Consider the following 3637-nt stretch of genomic DNA (forward strand, 5'->3'; position numbering starts at 1 on the left):
CGACGGCCTGAAACTCGAAATGATCTCCAATCGCGGAATGAAAGTTTGGCCTGGAGGACTTGAAGAGACATTTACTGTGGACGTTTACCGCTGCCGCTTCCAACTTCCCGAAAGTCCCGAAGCTCAGATTCCTCATCGCGCCATTATTGATCTTCTTGACCGCATCGAGCGTGCAGGTCTCGAATTCGTCAAGATGGAGCTGCTCTACACCTTCGACGGCCAACCTGGCTTCTCCCGCGGGCAAGGGCAATAAATAAAAGCAGAAAGAGCTGTTAGTTTTTGTTTATGCTAAATGCACAATCTCTATATCGCCCCAGTGGTATTTCAAGTATTCAGCGACTAAGCGACGGTGGCAGTGATGAGGCTGATCCTCGCTGCATAGCAGACAACCATCAGATATAATTTCTTTCGATACGTGATCCTCAATCTTGCGGGTCTCCATGAGTTCGAGAAAACGTTTTTCATATTCGTCCCAAGAGATCTCTTTATTTTTGTATGCTTTAAGCAAAGCTTGCGTTGGGGCTAGGTCAGGAACATGCACGTAATCTATCCCGCATAATTCCTTTAGAAAAAATTCCAGGTCCTGTTTTTTGGCAAAGCCCGCAAGCTGTGAGACATTATTCAACCGCACATCGACAAGGCGCTTAGTTCCAGAATTTCGAATTAAGTTAAAGAATTTACGCGCATCTTTGTGGGTAAATCCGATAGTATATATTTTCATTGGTCTGCTTAGAAGATAGATTCATGCTGTGTGAGACGTTCGGTAGGCTATGCGTTTTTCTTGTTTTGCGATTGCAGCAGCTATTTCATCTTTGAATTGAAATAAGCTCTCTTCTGGGGTGTTCAGAAGCTTTGCCAAACGGGACATTGCAACCTCATGAGGTTCAAGATTACCGTCTGGGTGAATATGTATTACTTGGGCGCCTTCTTCTGCGAGGTATCTCGCTACGAGTAATGTGCGGTGACAGTTTATAGGGTCTTTTTCTGCACACATTAATACAATGCGGTATTTGTTTGCGCCTTTTTTTACTCTTTCAATACCGGCACGAAAGAGGGGAGTCTGAGCGATACGTTCGTAGAGAACCTGACCTTTGACGTAGCATGACGGATCTTGGGGACGACCGCCCAGTTCCTTGCCAAGAAACACATATCGTATCCTATGCTTCCGTAAATTACTTTCTAGATTTTCTTTGCTAAATTGAGGATTAAAACGGCTATGGGGGAATGAACGAACGTCTGCGACGACATCAATATTGTGCTTGTTTAGGAGCTCGAGAAAAGCATCGCCGGTATGCGTAGAATGGCCGATTGTAAAGATAGGATTTATAAGCGTCACCTTTAATTTAATTCTTTTACTCTATCATCTTTTGGAATAATTGCCGCTATGAGCTTGTATATATATCCCCAACGGTAAGGAAGTCCGATACTGATGGTGAGGCAACAAACCCCTAGATCATAATCTTTATTTGGTTTTGAGAGATATTTGCTTTCAAAAACAGGGTCAGTAATCCAGAGGGCAAAACTTGTGTTACAATATTCAAACCTGCCTAGTAGTCTACATCTTCCATTATTCTCAACAACCACACTAATTCTTAGATTATAAACCTTAATAAGGCAAAGGGAAGACGGACTGTGCTTGACTTGTTGAATACGGATTTTCGACGTATCTTCCCTATACGATCTAGTTAACCATACAGGTCCCGGGGATTGAATGAAAGGTTGTAATCCCATCCAGTCAAGGGCCCCTTTTTTATGCCAGGGGTGACCGGGGGCTATTAACCAATTTTCGACCTGATAACTGCACGGTGAGTTTTTCAGTAGTGGCACTCGGACAATGTCCATTGGCAGGGGCATGCCACCCTCTGGATATCTCATTTCATGGGGATAAATTTCAGCATCCTCGCGCTCACTGACAACACGGATCCAGGGACCTGGTTTGCCAGAAATTATTTCGCGCCCTGCGACGCATCTGCCAGACATTTTCCGTGAGTTGGCAAGGCAGACTATTTCTTTTTCTACTATTTCGGGCACATTCCACCGCTACTGTGTTTAATTTGAGTTGTCCAGACCAAAGTTGGACCACGCAGGTTTTATACTGATGAGCTTGGATTAATCAGAAGGAGTCTATCTTTATATGCTTGCAGAATTAATCGCATTATTTAATTTATATCGTTTGATTGCTTCGCCCTATCGGAGCTTGTTTTATGAAACACAATGGGTTAGCTCCCCTCCTCTTCCTTCTCCCCATGCCTCTTCTAGCCAATCTTCTTCATCCACACACCACGCCGCACGTCTTTACGATTACGCAGGACGTCGGTATTGGAAACTCCGTCTTCGTCACGGGCAACGTGCCTGAGCTGGGCAACAATATGGACCTCAACAATCTCACCAATAACTCTGCCCTCTTCCGCGCGCATCGCCTTCGCTGGACGACGGGCAATGTCTGGACAGCGACGGTCGCTCTGCCTCGGGGCAAAACCATTCAATATCGCCTTGTCTCCCGTCCCGACTCGGTCACTGGCTTTTGCAACCATACAACTACTGCTCTCACGCCTGTGTTGACGCTCAATACGCCACCGCCCCCTCCCGCTCCTTACAAGGGCAAGACAGTGTTCTATCTTACTGGGTGGAACCAAGCCCACATTCTCTACCGCAAGCCTGATGGCACATTCACCAGTCAACCGATGATCGAGGACGGCCCCGGGCGCACACCCAGTGAGAAACGTTTCCGAATTTCTGGCATCGGTCAAGCTGGAGACACATTCGAATTTGTCTTTCACAACGGACAAGGGCAATGGGACAACGCTCCTGTGCCGCATCCAGGCTGGACTGCTGGGGGCTACAACTACATGACCTCGCTCGATGTCCTCTGGGTGCAGGACGGGCAAGTATTCAACTATGAACCTCCCGCCTCTCTCTCTGCGCCTACAGTCGTCACGATTGCTTCGCTTCCCTCCACGATTCAAGATATCCCTTCACGCCGCGTGCGAATTTACCTGCCTCGCGGCTACACGCAAAACACATGGAAGAAGTATCCCGTCCTCTACATGCATGACGGCCAAAACGTCTTTCAAGGCGAAGGTGCCTTTGGGAACCCGAATAATTCTTGGTTCTGCGATACTACGGCTACGCGAGAGATCGGACAAGGCCGCATGCGTGAGCTGATCATCGTGGCCGTGGATAACGGCAATCCTTATGGCTCGGATCGGCTCTATGAGTATCGCCCTCCAGGTGAGCCGACCAACGTGCCGCCGTTTACACAAAACAAGGCCGATAAATATGCGCAATACCTTATTCAAAATGTCAAAGCTTACGTGGATGCGAACTACCGCACGCTTTCGGATGCTGGAAATACCTTCACTATGGGGTCTTCGATGGGAGGACTTGTCTCGATGTATCTCGGTTGGGCGCATTCGCAGGTCTTTGGAAACGTAGGTGCGGTTTCTCCCGCTTATTGGCCTGCACAGAATTTCTTAAACACAATGAGCGTTGACCCAAAGCGCCCGATCCGCATCTATACTGATATGGGCACGGCTGAATCCAGCGCAAACATCGTCGGTCCGACCAACTGGTGGAATAGCTTCTGGGCGGCCTGCAATCATCATCTCGCGGATAATTACATCTACAACGATGACCT

Annotated in this window: 5 protein-coding genes; 2 read left to right on the forward strand and 3 right to left on the reverse strand. The window is 47.7% G+C overall.

Translation table 11 applies throughout. The features are described from left to right. Positions 1–253 (forward strand): NADP-dependent isocitrate dehydrogenase (locus tag NZM04_02450; GenBank protein ID MCS7062902.1); only part of this gene is annotated, 253 nt, incomplete at its 5' end. A gap of 30 nt (positions 254–283) precedes the next feature. On the opposite strand, the gene NZM04_02455 is transcribed toward NZM04_02450, so the two are convergent. The 3 genes from NZM04_02455 to NZM04_02465 are packed head-to-tail and all read right to left on the reverse strand — an operon-like array spanning position 284 to position 2031. Then, positions 284–721, reverse strand: coding sequence for a DUF488 domain-containing protein (locus NZM04_02455; protein MCS7062903.1), 438 nt, complete (start codon positions 719–721; stop codon positions 284–286). 21 nt (positions 722–742) lie between these two features. After that, entirely contained in the window at positions 743–1336 is a 594-nt protein-coding gene (locus tag NZM04_02460) for a DUF488 domain-containing protein (protein MCS7062904.1), read from the reverse strand. Between the two features lie 2 nt (positions 1337–1338). After that, positions 1339–2031: a hypothetical protein gene (locus tag NZM04_02465; protein ID MCS7062905.1), complete on the reverse strand. Its 693-nt coding sequence runs from the start codon at positions 2029–2031 to the stop codon at positions 1339–1341. Positions 2032–2204: 173 nt separating this feature from the next. Here NZM04_02465 and NZM04_02470 point away from each other — a divergent pair. Continuing rightward, a partial coding sequence (locus NZM04_02470; protein ID MCS7062906.1) for an alpha/beta hydrolase-fold protein occupies positions 2205–3637 on the forward strand: 1433 nt, incomplete at its 3' end.

Source organism: Candidatus Methylacidiphilales bacterium (assembly GCA_025056655.1).
Lineage (GTDB): Bacteria > Verrucomicrobiota > Verrucomicrobiia > Methylacidiphilales > JANWVL01 > JANWVL01.

Coding starts and splice junctions, on each gene's coding strand:
- NZM04_02455 (MCS7062903.1), bottom strand. CDS start 721: ATGAAAATATATACTATCGGATTTACCCACAAAGATGCGCGTAAATTC.